Origin of the sequence: Aminivibrio sp. (assembly GCF_016756745.1) — a bacterium.
Taxonomy (GTDB): Bacteria; Synergistota; Synergistia; order Synergistales; family Aminobacteriaceae; genus Aminivibrio.
On sequence record NZ_JAESIH010000059.1, the window covers coordinates 95,295 to 109,729 of the forward strand.

The following is a 14,435-nucleotide window of genomic DNA, read 5'->3' on the forward strand; positions in this document are numbered from 1 at the left end:
CCGGCCCCCGTTTTCAGTCCTTTCTGTCGGGGTAGTAGGCCAGGATACACAAGGTCGCCATCCCCCCTCCGGAGTTATGGAAGGAATGGGGCCTGTCCGCCCTGTGGCGGAGGGAGTCCCCGGAGGATAGACAGTATTCCTCCTGCCCCGTCTTCACGGTGATCAGACCTTCGAACACATGGATGTACTCCACCGTGCCCGGGTCGTGGGATTCCGAAAAGGAAAAGGCGCCCCGCTCCATTTCCACGGCAAACATGTCGAATGGGACGCTGCCGTCGGAGGGAAAGAGAGGGTACACCCGAAAAAGCCCGTTGTCCCCCACCAGAGGAGCAATCTGTTCCCTGGAAACCACCGCCGTCACGGCAGGATCGTCCGGAACGGCGGTCCGGAGAAACTCCGGAAATTCACGGAATACTCCCATGGCTGAAAACCAGGCGTTCCGCCCGATCATGCCGACCATCACATATCACCCCCGGTGGGGACGCGGCAAAAAACGTGCTTCTCCGTATCCTCGAGGAGTCATTGCCTTGCCTCTGCGGTTCTTTGGGAAACACTGTATCACTCCGGGGAATATCGGTCAATCAAAGCTTTTCTTACGAAACATTGTTTTATTCAGCGAAAAGAGCCCTTGACGGGAGGAAGCCCTATTGTCTATCCTTGGTGGGGATTTCCATTACGGAAAGGAGACAATCATCTCATGGATAACAACATACTGCAGCGCATAGGCGAACTGGGCATCGTTCCCGTGGTGAAGCTCGACAGGGCGGAGGACGCCGTTCCTCTGGGCAGGGCCCTTCTGGAAGGAGACCTCCCCATAGCGGAGGTGACCTTCCGTACCGACGCCGCCGAAGAGTCCATCGGGACTCTTTCGAAGGAGCTTCCGGAGCTCCTGGTCGGTGCCGGGACGGTTCTCACGAAGGAACAGGTCAGGCGGGCGGTGGACGCAGGAGCGAAGTTCATCGTCACCCCGGGGTTCAACCCCTCCGTGGTGGACTACTGCGTGGAAAACCACATCCCCATCACTCCGGGGATAAACAGCCCCTCCCAGATCGAGATGGCCCTCGAGCGGGGCCTCAAGGTGGTAAAGTTCTTCCCTGCCGAGCAGTCCGGCGGCCTTCCCATGCTCAAGGCCATGAGCGCCCCCTACGGCTCCGTGAAGTTCATTCCCACCGGCGGCATCGACACGAAGAACATGCTTTCCTACCTTTCCTTCAACAAAATCCTCGCGGTGGGAGGAAGCTGGATGGTGAAGCCGGAAATGGTGGCGGCGGGGCGGTTCGACGAGATCACCCGGATTACCCGGGAGGCGGTTTATACCATGCATGGTTTCGAGCTCGCCCATCTCGGAGTGAATTGCCCGGACGGCGAAGAGGCCGCCGCCGGCGCCGCAAAGATAGCCTCCCTTTTCGGCATGGCCGTGAAGGACGGCAACAGCTCCGTCTTCGCCGGAAAGGCCTTCGAGTTCATGAAGTCGCCTTACCTCGGCGAGAAGGGGCACGCGGCCGTTTCCTGCAACGACGTGGCCCGGGCCCTCGCCTTCCTGAAGTCAAAGGGCATAGGATCCCTTCCCGAGACGGAGAAGAAAAAGGACGGCAGAACTGCGGCAATCTACCTGGACCTGCACGTGGGCGGGTTTATCTTCCACCTGCTGCAGAAGTAGCCTTTCGCGGAAACGACACGGGGGAGGCCCTTGAAGGGCCTCCCCCGCTCTTACATTCCGAACCCGTTTTCTTTTCTTTACCGCTGGACCCTTCCCGAGGCATCACCGCCCGCCAGGTTGAGCACATCCTCCTTCGAGACCCTGTTGAAGTCGCCGTAGATGGTGTGCTTGAGGGCCGAAGCCGCCACGGCGAACTCAAGGGCCTCCTGGGGGGTCTTCAGGTTGTTCAGCCCCCAGATGAGCCCTGAGCCGAAGGAGTCTCCGCCGCCGATGCGGTCTACGATATCCCGGATCTCGTACTTCTTGCTGGTGAAGAAATTCCCCTTGTTGTCGGCCAGAACCGCGGACCAGCCGTTCCAGTCGGCGCTCACGCTCTCCCGTAGGCTCACGGCGAGGTACTTCATGTTGGGGTAGGAGGCCATGACCTTTTCGGCGAGGACCCTGTACTTGGACACGTCAAGCTCACCGGAGGCGACGTCAACGTCGATTTCGATGCCGAGGCACTTCTGGCAGTCCTCCTCGTTGGCGATGGTGACGTCCACGTATTTGGCGAACTCGGTCATGACTTCTTTCGCAGTCTTGCCCCACTTCCAGAGCTTTTTGCGGTAGTTGAGGTCGCAGGACACGGTGATGCCCTTCGCCTTACATGCTTTCACGGCCTCGAGGGCCACTGCCGCCGTCCCCTCGGCCAGGGAGGGGGTGATGCCGGTGGTGTGGAACCAGGTGGCTCCGTCCAGGATTCTGTCCCAATCGAAGTCGCCGGGTTTCACTTCGGCGATGGATGACCCGGAGCGGTCGTAGAGCACCTTCGAGGGGCGCATGGACGAACCGGTCTCGGTGAAATAGATGCCGAGCCGCTCTCCCTTGCGGGCGATGAAGCTGGTATCGATGCCGAAGGAGCGCATCTCCTTCACCATGGCGTCGCCCACGGGGTTCGAAGGGGCGGCGGTGACGTAGGAGACGTTCTCGCCGTAGTTGGCCAGGGAGACAGCCACGTTGGCCTCGGCTCCGCCGAAGGTGGCCACCAGGTTGTTGGTCTGGAAGAGGATCTCGTGATCGGGAGGAGTAAGCCGAAGCATGATTTCTCCGAATGTGACAAAACGGGACATTGTATCGACCTCCTTGAACAATAATTGTTTCGTTTGTTAAAACACCGGTTCTGTGAATGGATCAAAAATACACTATCGCCTTTTCGGTCCCTTGTCAATAAAGAAAAGGGCCCCTAAATCCGCTCATTTTTCAGGCAGAGGGAGTGTCGCCGGGCATAAGGTGAATTCGCCCTCCCCAGGGGCGAAGAGATTATCCCCTGGGGGAGGGCGCCTGAGGTGAGAGAAACCGACACGGATGTCGGTTTCACAAGCAGGCAACCGGCGAACGCAGGGAGCCGTGGGACTCGCTTGGGCAGTTGTCAAGGACGACAATCTGCACCCCCCGCCCAAGCGTTCCCCGGTGACACTCCCCGCTGAGGTGCGGATTTAGGGGGCCCCTGCAGGGGCCCCATGTCAGGCGTCCGGTACCACCCTGTCGGGCCGGGTGTAGACGTTCATACCCCCGTTCCGGATGAATCCAACGAGAGTGATTCCTCCCCGTTCCGCCGCTTCGGCACCCTCGGCGATGGCGGCGGAGACGCTGCCGAGGACGTGTATTCCCGCCCCCACCGCCTTGTGGACCATGTCCTCGGGCAGGCGTCCGGAAACTACCAGGGCGGTCTCCCCAAGGGGAACGGCATGGAGCACGGCCCACCCCACGGCCTTGTCCACGGCATTGTGCCGCCCGATATCCTCGGTGAGGAAGAGCCGGTTTCCCGTCCGGTGAATGAGGGCTGCCGCATGGGTACCTCCCGCGGCACGGAAGACAGGGGCCTCCCCAAGCCAGTCCGCCCCGTCCTGCAGGACGGAGGCCGGGATGGACCAGTCCGCGGATTCCACGGACCCCAGACCCTGGCCCGTTCTTTCCTCCGGGATGGCCGAGGGGGAGGACGAGAGGATACGCTGCAGGAGGGGAAGCCCGGCGGTCATCTTCTTCCGGGCCACCCGGACCTCCCCCGGGAGGATTTCAAGGCTGGCGATGTCCTCCCGGCCGTCGATGAGCCTCCGGCACTTCAGGTGCCCCACCGCCCAGTACCGCTCTTCCCCGGGGGAGCAGAGGGCGGTCACCTGCTTCTCTCCGTCGAGTACCAGGGTGACCCTGGCCTCCCTGAGCATGCTGTCCGTCACCGTTTCCCCCTTCCCGCCGGCGATGCGGGTGATTTCTCGGCGGACGAGGCGTTCGGGCAGTTCCTCGGGGACAAATTCCACGGTGTCCCCCACCCTGACCGGTCCCTCGGTCAGAACCTCGCAGAAGATGCCCAGCCTGGGCATGATGCAGTCACCGGCGGCCTCGTAGATGGCGCACCGAGAGTGGCACTCCTTTCCGATCTGGGTCACCCTGAGGAGGGCCGTTCCGATCCTGAGAAGATCGCCGAGGACCAGGGACTTGAGGTCGATGCCTTCCGTGACCAGGTTTTCGGCGAAGGCGCCGTGGAAGAGGGTGGGGATGGACTGTTTCATGATCTTGATATCGCCTTCGTCCAGCAGGCTCACCTGCCGGTGGGCGAATCCGAAGTGGCCGTCCCCTTCCAGTCCCTTTCCGGGGACCAGCCGTCCCTCTCCCCGGTCTTTCTTCTGCATTCCCTTTGCCGGGGCCGTGCAGACGGCCCTGATAACGCCCCGGAGGGGAGGAACACTAGAAAACGGCATTCGGAACCCTCTCCAGGATGCCCAGAAGGAGGGCGAAACGGGAGGGGATCTCCCCGATTTCCACGTACTCCGTCACGGCATGGGAACCGCCGCCCACGGGCCCGAGCCCGTCCACAGTAGGGACGTCCAGGGCGGCGGTGAAGTTGCCGTCCGAACCGCCGCCGGTGCTCTGCCAGCGGACATCCACCCCTGCCTCCCGGCCCGCCTCTTCCACCAGGGCGCAGAGCTTCATGGTCTTGGGCGACGGGTTCATGGGCGGCCGGGTGAGGAAGAAGTCGGCCTCCACGTTGATGCCCGCAGTAGCCGGGTGAGCCTTCAGTTCGGCGATTTTCGCCTCGATGCGGTTCTTTTCCTCCGGAACCTTGATCCGGACGTCCACGGTCATGGATGCCTTCTCGGGCACCACGTTGGGGGCCGTGCCGCCGGAGACCACCCCGGCGTTGAGGGTGGTGCCCTTCTCGAAATCGGTGAGGCCGTGGAGGCCGATAATCCAGTGGGCCATCTCGTTCACGGCACTCACGCCCTTTTCCGGTTCCACTCCCGCATGAGCGGCTTTCCCGCGGAAGGCGACGTCAATCCGGCCAAGGCCCTTCCGTTGGTTCACCAGGTCGCCGTTGGGGCGGGCGGGCTCCAGGATCACCGCCGTGCGGCTTTCGCGGGCCAGTTCCTCGATCCAGGGGCGGGCCCTGCGGGAACCGATCTCCTCCTCGCTGTTGTAGACGATACAAAAGGAGCCGGGCGCTCCCGCCTCGGCGATGGCCCGGGCGGCGTAGAGGCCGAAGAGAAGCCCTCCCTTCATGTCGTTCACGCCGGGGCCGTAGGCCCGCTTTTCATCCCTGGAAAAGGGGCGCTCCCCTGCTGTTCCCTTCGGGAAGACCGTGTCGAGGTGCCCGAGAAGCAGGGCATCGTAGGGGGCTTCGCCGTTGCTTATTTTGAGGCTTGGTCCCACCTCGGGGCCGAGATCTTTCTTCTCCACCTTCCAGCCGATGTCGGCGAAGGCTTTTTCAAAGAACGCGGCCACTGCGGCCACGCCCTCGGTGTCCCTGGACTGGCTGTCGATGTTCACCAGGTATTCGAGGTCCTTCAAAAACTGTTCAAGGTTGAAAGAAATCTTCATGGGGCTGTTCCTCCTTTGGTCAGATAAAAAGCAGCAGGCTGACGGCCATGATCATCATGCCGACGATGAGCCCGCGGAGGGAGACGTGATGTTCCCCGTATTTCCGCGCCGAGGGAGAAGGCGGGAAAGCGGGTGTCGGTTTTCTTCGTGAAGAAGGCCGGGGCGCTCACCACCCCCGCGGGCAGCCCCGGCGAAGAAGGTCGGCTCGAAAGCGAACAGAACATTTTCCATTTCCATCGTATTCCTCCTGAAGTGTGCGCTTGCACAGGAAAAACCATACCGAAAGGAAGCTCCGGGGTCAAGACGAATTACCGCGCCGACTCCGCGATGGCCCGGGCCGCCGCCCGGATGTTTTCCTCCCATTCCTCCGACAGGGGGTTCACCGTTTCTACCGTCGCGCCGATGCTCCGGGCGATGATCTCCGCGCTTCTTCCCGAGAACTGGGGCGAAACGAAGACGACCTTCACTCCCCGCTGCTTCGCCTCAGTGATCACCGCGGCCATGTCCGCGGCCTTGGGTTCCTTGCCGTCCGTTTCGATGGCCACCTCTTCAAGGCCGTACTCCCTGGCCAGGTACCCCCAGGCAGGGTGGAAGACGAGAAAGGCCGCCCCCTCCCTGCCCCTGAAGAGCTCCCGGAACTCCGCATCCAGGGCGTCCAGCCGTTCAAGGAAATTCCCGAGATTGCGGCGATAGTGGTCCGATCCCTCCGGGTCGAGCTCCGCCAGGGCGGCGCAGGTGTTTTTCGCTATTGTCCGAGCCTCTCGGACCCCATTCCACACGTGGGGGTCGCTCCCGCCGTGATCGTGTTCATGGCCGTGTTCATCGGTACGGCCATGGTGCTCTTCGTCCTTTCCCCTGATCCTCTCTATGCCCCTGTCCGCCGCGAAAACCCTGAGGGACGGGTTGAGCTGCCGGATCCTGGGCAGCAGGGATTCTTCGAAGGGCAGGCCGATGGAGAGATACCCGTCTGCCCGGGATAGGGCGGCCATCTGGGCCGGAAGGGGCTCGAAAGTGTGGGGATCCCGGTTTTTTCCCACGAGGACGGAAACCTCCACCCGTTCCCCGCCCACCTGTTCCGCAAAGAATTTCTGGGGAAGCACGGAGACGAACACGGCGGTCTTCGCCGCCGCCGGAAACGCTCCCGCGACAATGACCATGGCCGCGAGGACGGCCTGAAGCTTTTTTTTCATGATGTCCTCCCTGGGGCGGCCGTCGGCCGTACCCGCCGTTTTTCTTCCTCCCCTCGCGGGGAATGAGAATAGTATAACCTCAGGAAGGAAAAAAACGGAAGGCGTTCGGGGATGGAACCTTTGAGAGGATCCTAAAAACAGGGAGGCCCGGAGGAGCCTCCCTTCGATTCTGAAAAACCGCGCCCGATCCGCCTGTCTATCCGAAGACGAGATTGGGCAGGAAGAGCACGATTCCTGGGAAGAGAACCAGGACAATCACCAGGGCCAGGAGAGTGAGGTAAAAGGGAATGGCCTCCCTGGCGGTCTCCTGGGGCGTGCACCCCATGATCTCCGACGTGGAGTACAGGGCCACGCCCACGGGAGGCGTCATGATCCCCGCAGTCAGGGTGGTCATCATGATGACCCCGAAATGGACGGGGTCGATGCCGAGCCTCGAGATCACCGGAATGAACACTGGCGTCAGGAGCATGGCGCAAACTGTTGTCTCCACGAACATTCCGGCCATGATCAGCAGCAGAATGATCAGGAAGAAGAGAAGATAGCTGTTCGACGTGATGCCGATCAGGAATTCAGCAATGGTCTGGGGAACCCTACCGTAGACAATGGCATACCCGAAGGTCCCGGACAGCCCGAGGATGAGCATGAGGACGCCGATGTCCACGGCGCTCTGTTCCACCGCCTCCAGGAAGCTCTTCCAGGTCATCTCCCCGTAAATGAAGGCCCCGACGAAGATGGCGTACCCGGCGGCGAAGGCTCCCGCCTCGGAGGGCGTGAAGAGGCCGAACCGGATCCCCACGATGAGGATGATGGGGAAGATCAGTGCGAAGATGTTCTCCCACAGGGCGGACACGATTTCCCGGGCGTTCGGCTTCCGAACGTCCTTCGGGGCAACGTAGCCCCGCCGCTTGGCAGTGAAGTTCACGGTGAGCATCATCATGGCCATCAGGAGCAGTCCGGGGATGATTCCTCCAACGAAAAGGCGCCCGATAGACACCTCCCCCACGGAACCGTAGATGATGAAGCCCATGCTCGGCGGGATGGTGCAGGTGATCATCGCGGTCAGGCCGTTCACCGCAGCGCCGTAGCCCCTGGAATAGCCCTGTTTTATCATCTCGGGACCGAGAATCCTGCACTCCATGACGGCATCGGCGTTGGCCGAACCCGACACGCCGCCCATGAGGGTGCTCAGGATGACGCTCACCTGGGCGAGGCTGCCCGGCAGGTGTCCCACGAGCACCCGGGACAGCTTCACCAGCCGCGCGGTTATCCCCGTGGCGTTCATGAGGTTTCCGGCGAAGATGAAAAGGGGGATGGCCAACAGGGTGAAGCTCTGTGTCTGGGCCACGATGCGCTGCACCGAGATGGAAATGGGGATGTTTGGCGTGGCCAGCATGAAGGCGAAACCCGCCAGGCCGATGGCGAAGGCCACGGGCATGCCGAGGAAGAGGAGTACAAGGAAAACGCCGACGAGAAGAAGCATACCGTCTTCCTCCTTCCTACGCCACGTCCCGCCCGCCGCCCCGGAGGGTGGACGGGAAGTCGGTGATTTGCAGATGAAGCCTGATGCCCGTGGAGATGATCATCAGGAAGGCGCTCACGGGAAGGGATGCGGTGACGAAAGAGTAGCTCAGGGTGATATTCTGGAACTGCCGTTTGAAGTTGGAGATGCAGAGGGGAATTCCGTAGGCGATGAGCACCGCCAGGAAGAGGATGATGATCACGGACCACGCGACGGCGATGGTCTTCTGCGTCTTCAGAGGCAGCCGCGACGTCAGGAAGTCGACGTTGATCACCCTGTTTTTCCGGATTCCCACGTCCGCCCCGAGAAAGGCCCCCCAGGCGAAGAGGAGGAGGGAAATGTCCACCGCCCAGTTGATGGGGCGGCCGACGAATCTGCCTATGGCGGAAACGAAGATCAGGACGGTGATGGCGCAAAGGGTGAAAGAAATAAACCGCTCCTCGATCGTGCAGACGCAGCGGTAGGTTTTTTTCAGAACTCCAAGCATGTCCGTGTGCAGCCTCCTTCCGGCGCCGGGAAAAAGGGAAAGGCAACCGCCCCGGAAAGGCGGCGGCTGGCGGGTGAATCAACCGTACGGCCCAGGATAAACCGGCCGGAAATTATTCCTTGCCGATTTCCTTGTAGATGGCCTTCCGCTGCTCGGCGAAGCCCAATTCCTCGTAGGCCGCCTCGGAAGCCTTCTTGAAGGCCGGCAGGTCCACTTCGATAACCTCCATGCCTTCCTTGACCATCATGGCTTCGAAGACGTCGGACTTCTCGATGACTTCAGCGGCTGTTATCTTGCCCTGTTTCTCGAACTCCTCGCGAAGAAGGGCCTGGTAGGATGCGGGAAGGGTGCTGAACCACTTCTCGCCGACAATGAGCCCGTTGAGCAGCTGGAAATGAGCAGTCTTGTTGATGTACTTCAGCACTTCGTACAGGCGCATTCCGTAGCTGGCGGAATGCTGGGCCTCGCAGCCGTCGATGGCCTTCTGCTGCACGGCGTTGTATACGTCGGTCCAGCCCATGGTAACGGGGGTGGCGCCGAGGGCGGCCACGGACCGGGACCATGCGGGAGCGCCGGGGGTGCGGATCCGGACGCCCTTGAGATCTTCGGGCTTCCTGACGGGCTTGTTGGTGAGGAAGTGGCGTGCGCCGTCGAACCAGTTGAAGGAGAGGACCCGGATGCCGTTCTCTTCCGCAAGCTTTTTGACGTTCTCTTTCCAGAAGTTCGTCCGCTGGACCTTCATGATCTCGTCGTAGTTGTCGGCGAAATAGGCCATGCCCACGATACCGATGTCCTTCACGTAGTTGGCCATACGTCCCGCGTCGGTGACCACCGCCACGTTCACTCCCTGGATCGCCTGCTCGATGACGTCTTCGTCGCTGCCGAGCTGGGCGCTGGGGAAAACCTTCACGGTCAGCTTGCCGCCGGTTCTTTCACTCACCCTCTTCGCGAGGTCGTAGAAACCCCGGCAGAAAGGATGGGAATCGGCGAGCTGGGTGGACACCATGAGCTCGTAGGATTTTCCGTCCCCCTCCACCTCTGCGGCCAGGACCGGGGCGCCGGAAGCGAGGATCACAAGACATACGAGCAGCAACAGTGCTTTCTTCATGTTTCATTCCTCCCTGAGTGTATTAATTACGGGCCGAGGGCCGGTAATCCTGTGGGGCCGCTTCTCCGGAGCGAAAGGCCTTCCCGGAAGAACGCTCTACGGCAAAAAGCCGCTCCGGAAATAATCACCCAATTCACACTAGACCGAATGGATGGCCTGATATGTTAGTATCTTAGAGATCGGGCGGAATTTTGTCAAGATATGGGCGGATTCCTAAATCCGCACCTCAGCGGGGAGTGTCACCGGAACTCGCTTGGGCGGGGGTGCGGATTGTCGTTCGTGACAACTGCCCGGGCGAGTCCCGCGGCTCCCTGCGTTCGCCGGCTGCCTGCCTGTGAAACCGACATCCCTGCCGGTTTCTCTCACCTCAGGCGCCCTCCCCCAGGGGCCTCTCCGCAAAGAGCGCGGAGCGAGATCTCTTCGCCCCTGGGGAGGGCGAATTCACCTTATACCCGGCGACACTCCCTCTGCCTGAAAAATGTGCGGATTTAGGTTCAGAAAAAGCTATTGACATTGATAGGTTGTGCTGATATAAAGTGAACAACTTTTTTCGGGGAGCTGCCGCTTATGGATAATGCACGTCTTTTCACAGGCATGGGTACCGGGTCATCTTCCTCCTCTTCCGGCTGGTCCGGAAGGGCTGGTCTTCCCGTGCCGGCGGGGAAGAGACCGCAGCCCGAGACAGAATAGAGCGGAAAAACAGCGGGAAATTTCGCAACCATAGGGGCCGGAGGGGAACATGCCTTCCGGTCCCTTTTTCTTTTTCCGGGAGGATTGCGATCCCGCAGTCCCCACGGGGCGTTCCGGAACAGGTGAAAAAGGAAGGAGAATGAAAAATGAAAGTGCTCGTGACGGATACCGTATCGGAAGCGGGGCTTGGGCTGCTCCGGAAGGAAAAGGACCTCCTGGTGGAGGTCAGAACCGGCCTCACCAGGGAAGAGCTGCTTGAGGCGGTGGCCGATGCCGACGGCATGATGACCCGCAGCGGCACTCCCCTGGACGCCGAAGTCCTCGGGGCGGCAAAGAAGCTCCGGGCAGTGGCCAGGGCCGGTGTGGGCGTGGACAACATCGACCTCGCTGCTGCAAGCCGCCGGGGAATAGTGGTGATCAACGCCCCCACGGGGAACACCCTCGCAGCCACGGAGCACACTCTGGCCATGATGCTCTCCCTTGTCCGGAAGGTTCCCCAGGCGTGGAATTCAGTTGCGTCGGGCGAATGGAAGCGGAGCCGGTTCATGGGCATGCAGCTCTCGGGGAAACGGCTATTGGTCATTGGGCTGGGACGGATCGGGACCCAGGTGGCCCTCCGGTGCCGGGCCTTCGGCATGGAGGTGTCCGCCTACGACCCCTACATATCGAAGGAGAAAGCGGACCGCGCCGGGGCACAGCTCCTGGACGACCTCGCCGGGGCCCTCTCCCTCGCCGACGTGGTCACCCTCCATGTGCCCCTCACCGCAGAGACCAGGAAGCTGCTCGACGCTTCTGTGCTTCGGGCCTGCAAACGGGGGGCTTTTCTGGTGAATTGCGCTCGGGGCGGCCTGGTGGACGAGGATGCCGTGGCCGCAGGGGTGCGCTCCGGCCTTCTTTCAGGCGCAGCCTTCGACGTGTTCGACGGCGAACCCGTGCGGGCTGACCATCCTCTCCTCGCCCCGGACCTCCGGGAGAAAGTCATCCTGACTCCCCACATCGGGGCCAACACGGAAGAGGCCCAGTCCGCCGTGGCGGTGATCGCCGCCTCCAACCTCGCCGCCGCCCTCCTGGGGAGGCCCTATGAGCACGCGGTGAATCTTCCCTTCTCGGAACAGCTTCTCAGCGACGGGCGGAGGACCTATCTCTCCCTCGCCCGCAAAATGGGGTATCTCGCCGCCCACCTCCTTCGGGAGCCGGTGAAGGGGATCCGGGTCACCCTCCGGGGCCCGCTCTTCCCGGGAGGGGACGATCCCATCTGTTTCGAGGTGCCCTACCACTACTCCCCCTTTACCGTGGCGGGACTCAAGGGCATGCTCGAGGTTTCCCACGGCCCGGAGGTGAACTACATGTCCGCTCCCCTCCTGGCTTCCGACAGGGGAATCGCTGTGGAGGAGATCCGGGCGGAGGGAGGCACCTATAAAAACCTCCTGGAAGTGACCATCGGGGCCGCCGGCTCCCGGGAAGAAGTAACGGTGGCAGGGACCGTCACCGAGGAAGGCAGGCAGCGGGTGGTGAACCTGAACGGCTACTGGATCGAGTTCGTCCCCGAGGGAACGGTGCTCCTGTTCAGCAACCACGACCGCCCCGGGGTCATCGGGAAGGTGGGGACCATCCTCGGCGAGGCGGGATCCAACATAGCCAACTTCGCCCTGGGGCGGAAAAACGGCAGCGGCCTCGCCGTGGGAGCCCTCCAGATTGACAGCGACATCCCGCCGAAGGTTATCGAGACCTTCAAGGCCGACGCGGACCTTCTCTGGGCCGTGAAGGTGAACTTCTCGGAGGCCCTGTGATGAAGCGTATCTTTCTTGTGCGGCACGGGGAAACGGACTGGAACAGGGAAGGACGGTTCCAGGGGCAGATGGACATCCCGCTGAACCGGACGGGCCTGGGCCAGGCCCAGGCTGTCGCTGAGGCGCTGAAGGACGTTCCCCTGGACAGGATCGTGGCGAGCCCTCTTTCCAGAACCAGGGAGACCGCCCGCCCCCTGGCGGAGCTGACGGGCCTGCCGGTGGAGATGAACGATGGGCTCGTCGAAATAGGACACGGCCTGTGGGAAGGGCGCACCGCCGGTGAAGTGGAGGCGGAATGGCCGGGAATGCTCGCGGCCTGGCACGGACATCCCGAGCTATTGACCATGCCCGGCGGGGAGAACCTGGCGGACGTGCGGGACCGCGCCTGGCCGGCCTTCCTGCGGACGGTCGAGGGAGAGGGAGACTCAGTGGTGATCGTCTCTCATGACGCAGTGCTCAAGGTTCTCCTCTGCCGGATCTTCGACAGCCCTCTCTCCAGCTTCTGGCGGTTCCAGCTCGCCAACGGCAGCATTACCATTCTCGAACTGGGCCGCCACGGGTGGAGGGTTCCCCTGATGGGAGAGGCCGGACATCTGGGCAGCGTCTTCCGCCGGGTGGAGCAGACGGCATTGTAAAGAAACAGCCCCCCGGCAGGCGGGAGGCTGTTTCGTGAACGGAGTTTTGCCGCGTATTCCGCGAGGGCGGAAGTTACCAGCCCTTGACCGTTTCGAAGACGCTGTCGGGGATGTCCCCGGCGAAAAAGTCCTCAAAGGATTCTTCTATGATGTCCATTGCGCTGTCTGCCTGTTCCTTCGTGATCACCAGGGGAGGCTGGATTCTCAGGACGCTTCCGCTGAAGAAGGAGAGGAGGAGTCCCCTTTCCCATGCACGGTAGCAAATCTTCGCAGCCGCTTCCCCGTGGCGTTCTTTCGTATCGCGGTTCTTGACGAGGTCTACGCCGATGGAGAGGCCGACGCCCCTTACGTCGCCGATGATTTCGTATTTTTTCTGCATTTCGAAGAAGCGGTTCTTGATGCGTGCCCCCACTTCCACTGCGTTCTGAAGAAGGTTTTCCTCCCGGATGACGGAGATGGTGGCCAAGGCTGCCGCACAGCAGACGGGGCTGCCTGCCGCAGTGAAAAGGTGCGCGGGAGCCTGCCATTTTTCCATCAGGTCCGCCCTCGCAACCACAGCTCCAAGGGGCAGCCCGGACGCGATAGCCTTTCCCATGACGACGGCGTCGGGGACCACGTCGAAGTTTTCGATGCCGAACCATTTGCCCGTGCGGCCGAAACCCTGCTGCACTTCCTCTGAAACGAGGAGAATTCCGTATTCGTCACAGAGCTTCCGAAGGGACTGCATGTACTTCTTCGGCGGAACCACAAGGCCGGAATCACCCTGGATCGGCTCGATTACTATCGCGGCCGTCTCGTCGGGGGGGATGTTCGTGGAAAAGGCGATCCGTATCTGTTCGATGGCGAAGTCTGCAACCTCATCCTCGGTCATTCCGGGGAAAGGCGTACGGTAGGGGTCAGGGTAAGGGACATGGTAAATGTCGGGAAGCAGCGGTCCGAGTCCCCTGTGCATGGGCAGGCTCACGGCGCTCATGGAAAGGGCTCCGTAGGTACTGCCGTGATAGGCCCTGAGATAGGCAAGGATTTTTGGGCGGCCTGTGGCGATCCGGGCCAGTTTTATGATCCCGTCGTTGGCGTCGGACCCCGCCAGGCCGTAATAGGCCCTCTTGCGGAAAGTTCCCGGGGTGATGGAGAGAAGCTCTTTCGTCAGTTCAATAATCGGTTCATGGTACATGTAGACGTGGGTATACAGGATGAGGTCCTCCGTCTGTTTCCGGATAGCCTCCACAACTTTCGGATGGCAGTGTCCCGTGTTCACCGCTCCGGCGCTTGAAAGAAAATCGATGTACATGTTTCCGTCCACATCTTCAATGGTGGCGCCCCTTCCTCTTTTGACGACGAGAGGATAATAGGGCAGTTTTGCGGCAGGGGACGTAATGGCCCTGTCTTCCTCGACCAGGCGGAGGCAGCGGCTGATATCTCTTTTTCCGGTAAACATTTCAGGTTCATCTCCTTGCAGTTGGTTTCGGGCGCGGCGATTCCCTCACGACACCGACAAAGA

General features: G+C 61.5%; 12 protein-coding genes. 3 read left to right on the forward strand and 9 right to left on the reverse strand.

Translation table 11 applies throughout. The features are described from left to right. Positions 1-13: 13 nt before the first annotated feature. Positions 14-460 carry a cupin domain-containing protein gene (locus JMJ95_RS10070; protein ID WP_290684993.1) on the reverse strand — a complete coding sequence of 149 codons (447 nt, stop codon included), beginning with the start codon at positions 458-460 and terminating at the stop codon, positions 14-16. Positions 461-697: 237 nt separating this feature from the next. Here JMJ95_RS10070 and JMJ95_RS10075 point away from each other — a divergent pair, with 237 nt between their 5' ends. Then, complete coding sequence (locus tag JMJ95_RS10075) at positions 698-1,660, forward strand: bifunctional 4-hydroxy-2-oxoglutarate aldolase/2-dehydro-3-deoxy-phosphogluconate aldolase (RefSeq protein WP_290684995.1); 963 nt, start codon at positions 698-700, stop codon at positions 1,658-1,660. A gap of 77 nt (positions 1,661-1,737) precedes the next feature. On the opposite strand, the gene JMJ95_RS10080 is transcribed toward JMJ95_RS10075, so the two are convergent. The 7 genes from JMJ95_RS10080 to JMJ95_RS10110 form a co-directional block, all read right to left on the reverse strand. Beyond that, positions 1,738-2,769, reverse strand: a complete 1,032-nt coding sequence (locus JMJ95_RS10080) for a sugar kinase (RefSeq protein ID WP_290684997.1) — start codon at positions 2,767-2,769, stop codon at positions 1,738-1,740. Positions 2,770-3,162: 393 nt separating this feature from the next. Next, positions 3,163-4,398, reverse strand: coding sequence for a formate dehydrogenase accessory sulfurtransferase FdhD (gene fdhD, locus JMJ95_RS10085; protein ID WP_290684999.1), 1,236 nt, complete (start codon positions 4,396-4,398; stop codon positions 3,163-3,165). Next, complete coding sequence (locus tag JMJ95_RS10090; RefSeq protein ID WP_290685001.1) at positions 4,385-5,515, reverse strand: M20 family metallopeptidase; 1,131 nt, start codon at positions 5,513-5,515, stop codon at positions 4,385-4,387. The genes fdhD and JMJ95_RS10090 overlap by 14 nt, the downstream gene beginning before the upstream one ends. A gap of 308 nt (positions 5,516-5,823) precedes the next feature. Further along, positions 5,824-6,705 (reverse strand): zinc ABC transporter substrate-binding protein, encoded by an 882-nt coding sequence (locus JMJ95_RS10095; RefSeq protein WP_290685002.1) that lies wholly within the window; start codon positions 6,703-6,705, stop codon positions 5,824-5,826. 196 nt (positions 6,706-6,901) lie between these two features. Beyond that, positions 6,902-8,185: a TRAP transporter large permease subunit gene (locus JMJ95_RS10100; protein WP_290685004.1), complete on the reverse strand. Its 1,284-nt coding sequence runs from the start codon at positions 8,183-8,185 to the stop codon at positions 6,902-6,904. A 16-nt stretch (positions 8,186-8,201) separates the two neighbouring features. Continuing rightward, positions 8,202-8,711, reverse strand: a complete 510-nt coding sequence (locus JMJ95_RS10105) for a TRAP transporter small permease (protein ID WP_290685006.1) — start codon at positions 8,709-8,711, stop codon at positions 8,202-8,204. Between the two features lie 112 nt (positions 8,712-8,823). Then, the gene (locus JMJ95_RS10110) at positions 8,824-9,819 is read right to left on the reverse strand and encodes a C4-dicarboxylate TRAP transporter substrate-binding protein (RefSeq protein WP_290685008.1); all 996 of its coding nucleotides are present in this window, start codon (positions 9,817-9,819) and stop codon (positions 8,824-8,826) included. Between the two features lie 836 nt (positions 9,820-10,655). Here JMJ95_RS10110 and serA point away from each other — a divergent pair. Both serA and JMJ95_RS10120 read left to right on the forward strand, forming a co-directional pair. Next, on the forward strand, positions 10,656-12,299 hold the full coding sequence (serA, locus tag JMJ95_RS10115) for a phosphoglycerate dehydrogenase (protein WP_290685009.1): 1,644 nt from the start codon (positions 10,656-10,658) through the stop codon (positions 12,297-12,299). After that, positions 12,299-12,934 carry a histidine phosphatase family protein gene (locus JMJ95_RS10120; protein WP_290685010.1) on the forward strand — a complete coding sequence of 212 codons (636 nt, stop codon included), beginning with the start codon at positions 12,299-12,301 and terminating at the stop codon, positions 12,932-12,934. The genes serA and JMJ95_RS10120 overlap by 1 nt, the downstream gene beginning before the upstream one ends. Before the next feature lie 73 nt (positions 12,935-13,007). Here JMJ95_RS10120 and JMJ95_RS10125 read toward each other — a convergent pair whose 3' ends face one another. After that, positions 13,008-14,372: an aspartate aminotransferase family protein gene (locus JMJ95_RS10125; RefSeq protein WP_290685012.1), complete on the reverse strand. Its 1,365-nt coding sequence runs from the start codon at positions 14,370-14,372 to the stop codon at positions 13,008-13,010. Positions 14,373-14,435 lie beyond the last annotated feature (63 nt).